The 5,087-nt window shown below is 72.9% G+C and carries 4 protein-coding genes; 1 reads left to right on the top strand and 3 read right to left on the bottom strand.

The annotated features are described in order from the left end of the window. Window positions 1-2,032: CHAT domain-containing protein (locus tag AWZ10_RS26670; protein ID WP_244172554.1), on the top strand; the 2,032-nt coding region annotated here is incomplete at its 5' end. A gap of 100 nt (window positions 2,033-2,132) precedes the next feature. Here AWZ10_RS26670 and AWZ10_RS26665 read toward each other — a convergent pair. The 3 genes from AWZ10_RS26665 to AWZ10_RS26655 form a co-directional block, all read right to left on the bottom strand. Further along, the gene (locus AWZ10_RS26665; RefSeq protein ID WP_060892209.1) at window positions 2,133-2,720 is read right to left on the bottom strand and encodes a hypothetical protein; all 588 of its coding nucleotides are present in this window, start codon (window positions 2,718-2,720) and stop codon (window positions 2,133-2,135) included. A 66-nt stretch (window positions 2,721-2,786) separates the two neighbouring features. Then, on the bottom strand, window positions 2,787-4,352 hold the full coding sequence (locus tag AWZ10_RS26660; protein WP_060892208.1) for an AAA family ATPase: 1,566 nt from the start codon (window positions 4,350-4,352) through the stop codon (window positions 2,787-2,789). 22 nt (window positions 4,353-4,374) lie between these two features. Beyond that, window positions 4,375-4,920, bottom strand: coding sequence for a hypothetical protein (locus tag AWZ10_RS26655; protein ID WP_240439722.1), 546 nt, complete (start codon window positions 4,918-4,920; stop codon window positions 4,375-4,377). Between the last annotated feature and the right edge of the window lie 167 nt (window positions 4,921-5,087).

Genomic DNA, 5,087 nt, shown 5'->3' with positions numbered 1-5,087 from the left:
CGACGCGTCCGGCCCGTCCGGCCGCGTCCAGGGAACACACGGCCCGGCGGCCGTGCCGGGCCGACATGACGCGCTCGGCCAGGGCATCGCGCTGCTGAGGGACGCGGCGGAGGAGGGCCCGCACGAGTTCCACGGCTCGCGCGGGCGGTGCCTGTACGGGCTGGGCACTCTGCTCCTGACCCGGCATCTGGATACGGGGCGGCGCGAGGACCTGGAGGAGTCGGTCGCCGTGCTGCGGGAGGCGTGGGTGGTGCTCAACGCGAGCCCCGGCGATCCCTTCGCCATCGCGCTGATCCGGACCATCGCCCTCGCCCATCGCGCCTTCGGCCCGCAGGACGGCGAACACCGGCGCCGGTCACGTGAGACGGCCCGGTCGGCGCTGACCGCCTACGGTCGCTCCGTCCTCCTCCAGTCGGGCGCGGACCACGGGCTCGAAGCCGCGCGGGCCATCGCGCCCGACATGCTGCGGCTGGTCCGCTGGAGCCTCGCCGACGGCCTGCCCGAGTCGGCTTTCGAGGCGCTCGAACTAGGCCGCGGACTGGTGCTGAACGCCGCGACGATGAACGTCACCGTCCCCGATCTGCTCCGGAACGCAGGCCGGCACGCTCTCGCCGACGCATGGGTGCGGGCCGCCACCGACGAAAGCCGGCTGAGCGACGTACCGGACGACCTGCGGCGCCGCGTGCTGGAGGCGCTGGCGGGCAACGCCGCCGAGAAGCGCCTCCTCTCCGCGCCCGGCCCGGCCCCGCTCGGACGCACCCTGCGCCGGCTGGGGACAGACGCGTTGGCCTACCTCGTCCCCGGTGAGGACGGGACGCCCGGCCACGCGGTGATCGTCACGGCGACCGGGGTGGTCCGCTCGTTGCGGCTGCCGAAGCTGACCTCCGTGTCCGCAGGCCCCGTCGGCGCGTACGCCGCCTCCCTGGAGGCGTTCCAGAGGGCGGGCCGTCTGGAACGGCCCGCGGCGCACCACCCGCTGGTCATGCACGAACTCCACCGCAAGCGTCTGCTGCGCCTGGAGAAGGAGTGGCAGCAGGCGCTCCAGCGGCTGTGCTCGTGGGCGGGTGAGGCCGCGATGACACCGCTCCTGGCAGCCGCCGAGGCCTGGTGGCCGGGCCGGCCCCCACGCATCGTCCTGGCGCCCGTGGGCCCCCTCGGCATCGTCCCCTGGCACGCGGCGCGCTGCCCGGTGTCGGCCCCCTCGACGCCCGGTGAGCGGGCCACGGGGAACGGCGACCACGCGTGCGAGCGGGCCGTCATCTCCTACTGTGCCAGCGCCCGTCAGCTCATCGAGGTGGCCGCCCGCCCCACGGCCGTCCTGGGCCGGGGGGCCGTGGCCGTCGTCGTGGACCCGGACGGCTCCCCCACGATGCACCGTGAGGCGGCACTCGTGGCGTCCCTCCACCCTGAGGTCACCGTCATCGGCGGCATGGGGCGGGAGGGGAACTCCCCGGGGAACTCCCACGGGGCGAGGCCCGCGCCACTGCCGCCCGAGCCCCGGTCGCTCGAACCCTTCCTACCGGGCCGGGGGCCCGCACCGACGGCGCTCCTGCACGTCAACTGTCACGCGGACACCGGCCCGACCTCCAACGACTCCGTCCTCAAACTGGACGCCACGCACACGGTGTCGGTGCAGGACCTCCTGACCGGGGCGGCCGGTCGCGATCCCGGGATGCCGGGCGGCACGGTCCTGCTCGCCAACTGCACCAGCGACCTGACCCTGAGCGATCACGACGAGGCACTGACGCTGGCGACGGCCTTCCTGGGCGTGGGTGCCACGGCCGTCGTCGGTTCCCGCTGGGCCGTCGCCGACGATCCCCGGACCACGCTGCTGGTGCTTCTCGTCCACCACCACATGAAGCGGGGCGTGTTGCCGCGGGACGCGCTGCGCGCGGCCCAGTTGTGGATGCTGGACCCCGACCGGATCCTGCCTCCCGAGCTGGCGGAGTTCGAAGCGTTGGTCGGGGACACCGCGAACGGCCCGCTGGACGAGCTGGAGGTCTGGGCCTCTTTCACCCATCACGGCCAGTGAGGACGGCTGACGGGCCCCGGCCGAGCGTCCTGCTTCCCGGGGCTCGCAGGGAGCCCGGGGCCCGCCATCGGCCGGGGGCCCCTCATGAGTCCGGGGCCCGTCATGGTCCGAGGTCGTCGACTCCCAGGTCGCGGCGCATGGCGTGGCGCATGTCCGAGAGCAGCGTCCACGCCGCCCGCAGCTCCGGCTCGAACGCGTCCAGCGCCGGGCCGTCCGTGGACGGCCCGGCGAGGGCCTTCTTGAGCGTGCCGTATCCCGTGTTGAGCCGTCGGCTGACGGCGCCGGCGGAGGCGAGCACGGTCGTCCGCACGATCATCTGGGCCTCGGCGTAGCTCTCCCGGTGGGCGGAGCGGCGCTCCTCCAGCTGTTGCAGACAGGCGTCGACGCCGGTGCCGTCCTTCAGCGCGTGCCACAGGTTGACCTGGGCGGTCTGGTACTGCCGGGCGGCGGTGTTGAGGGCGATGCAGCAGGCGCGTCGGAGGTCGAGCAGCTCGCGTCCTCGGGCCGCCGACAGCTCGGCCTGACGCATCCGCTCGGCGTGTTCGCGTTCCTCACGCTGCTGCCGGGCCAGCGCCTGGAGTTCCAGGCGCTTGGCGCGGTCGGCCCGGCTCTGCGTCAGCAGCGCGGCGCCCAGCGTGCCCACGACTCCGACCGAGGCGACCGCCAGAGCCACCCACGCGTCCCCCACCCCGCACCTCCGCCCTGCCCCGCCCTGCCGAAGGCGTCATCGACCTGCCGTATGCGTCACCGGCTTTCAGTCCCCGAGGACGACCACCCTTCGAGGCGTGCCCGCCCCGGCCGAGGTGGGGGAGGCGGCGGACCGTCCGGCGGGTACCGCGCGCTCCCGGCCCCAGGCCCGGATCTCCTCGATCTGTTCGGGGTTGCTGCGGCTGAGGGGCGCCGTGTTGGCGAACGTGTCCTCGACGAACGACGGATCGAGGCGCTCCGCCCCGCCGCCCAGCAGGACCTCGGCGCCGACGTCGTGGAGGGCAGACTCGATGTCGGAGCCCGCGAAGCCCTCCGAGAGATCCACGAGGCGGTCGACCTGGTCCGGATGGGGTTCGGCCTTGACGTAGCGCCGGTAGTAGAGCGTGATGATCTCCCTGCGGTCCTGGTCGTCCGGCAGATCCACGAAGAACAGCTCGTCGAATCGCCCCTTGCGCAGCAGTTCGGGCGGCAGACTGCGCACGTCGTTGGCGGTCGCGACCACGAAGACCCGGGAGTCCGACTCCTGCAGCCAGAACAGGAACTGCCCGATGATGCGCTGCTGCACGCCGGAGCTGTCGTGGGCGCCGGCCAGTCCCTTCTCGATCTCGTCGATCCACAGGATGCAGGGGGCGACCCGGTCGGCTGCGTCGAGCGCCTCCCGCATCCGCCCCTCGGACTCGCCGAGGTAGCGGCCGTGGATGCTGGCCATGTCCAGTCGGTAGAGGGGCAGTTGCCACTGCTGGGCGATGGCCTTCGCCGACAGGGACTTGCCGCAGCCGGGGACACCGACGAGCAGGACCCCGCGGGGCGGGCGCAGCTGTGTGCCCCGCAGGTCGGTGTGGATGAGCCGGTGTTTGCGTTCCAGCCAGCCGCGCAGGTTGGTGAGTCCGCCGACGGAGTAGTCGACGTCCTTGCGGGCGAGGCGTTCGAGGCCGGCGAGGTTGCTGAAGATGCGGTCCTTGGAACTGGCGAGGGCCAGCACGTCGTCGGCTTCCACCGATCCCTTGGCGATGAGTGTGGCCAGGAGGTTGACCGCTTCGCCCTCGGTCACTCCCTGGAGGAACTCGGCGGCCCGGCGGGCGTCGTGCTCGGTCCAGGCGATGGCGACCATGCCCCGGTGGTCGCCGAGGAAGCCGCTGATGGTCTCGTACATCTCGTCGGCGTTCGGCAGGTCCAACTGCAGGCTCATGCCGAGTCGTTGCAGGCCGCTCCAGATCGGGTTGTCCGTGATGAGGACGACGCATCCGGCGTGGGTGTCGGCGATCCTGGCGAGTTCGGCGACGTTACGGGTGAAGGGTGTGTCGGATTCCAGCTCCCCGGGGTCGACGAGGACGAGGGTGGCGTGCGGGCGGGCGCTGAACTGGGCGGCGGCGAAGTCCATGGCGCCGGTCAGCGACCGGTCGTCGAGCACGGCCGATCCCGACCTCAGGTCGCGTAGTCCGGTGGCTCTGGTGTGGATCCAGAACTGCTGGTTGGCACGCCGCGGTTGGGTCGCGACCTCCTTGAGCATGCGCAGGGCGCGGGCCTGTTCGATGGTGCGCAGCCCGACGACGGGCACCCGCGCGGTGAGGTAGTTGTCCAGGTCACGCCTGCTGTCGGAGTAGTTCGCCATGGTGGGCTCTTTCGTGATGCCGTCAGTCGGGGGTGACGATGCGACGTCCACCGGTCGGCTCGTACCAGCCGACGGGGGGCGGGGCGGATGGCTCGGACAGCACGGCGGTGAGGGGGTTGTCGCGCAGGGTGCGGCGCCGGGTCTCGACGGCGTGGGGGTCCGCACCGTCCGCGAGCAGGGACCGCACGCCCCGTTCGAGTTCTTCCTGGAGCCGGTGGGTGTGCTCGTCCATGAGGCTCGTCATGCGTCGGCGGAAGTCGGCGGGCAGGCTCGTGTGGGTGATGACGGAGCGAACGGAGCGCAGCACGTCACGGCCGCGGGTGAGGGCCCGGCCGACGGAGAACTCGTCCGTCGCGTCGTTCACCTCACGGACCATCAGGTCGAGGCCGCTCTGCAGTCGCCGGTCGACGGCCGCGGCGATGCGTGCCAGCAGCCGCTGCCAGGTGTCGGCGGGCAGGTCCTCGGCGGACAGCGGCGGCAGGTGGAGGGGGCCGCTCTGTTCACCGTCGGCCCACCGGTCCAGGGTCCGGGCCCAGACCTGGTAGTCGCTGTCGCCGCCCCACCGCATGCGGTTCACAGGTCCCTCGGCGGTCGGCGCACGAGTTGCTCTCCGGGCGGCAGGGGGTCCCAGGCCGGGAGGTCGGTCACGGTCTGCCGCAGCCGTCTGGTGACGGGATCGGGCGCGGGCCGCCCAGCAGGCTGCGGCGTGGCCGAGGCCCAGGGGGCGGGCGCGGC

Source organism: Streptomyces europaeiscabiei (assembly GCF_001550375.1).
Classification (GTDB): domain Bacteria; phylum Actinomycetota; class Actinomycetes; order Streptomycetales; family Streptomycetaceae; genus Streptomyces; species Streptomyces europaeiscabiei.
This window is presented reverse-complemented; position numbering and strand designations above follow the sequence as displayed.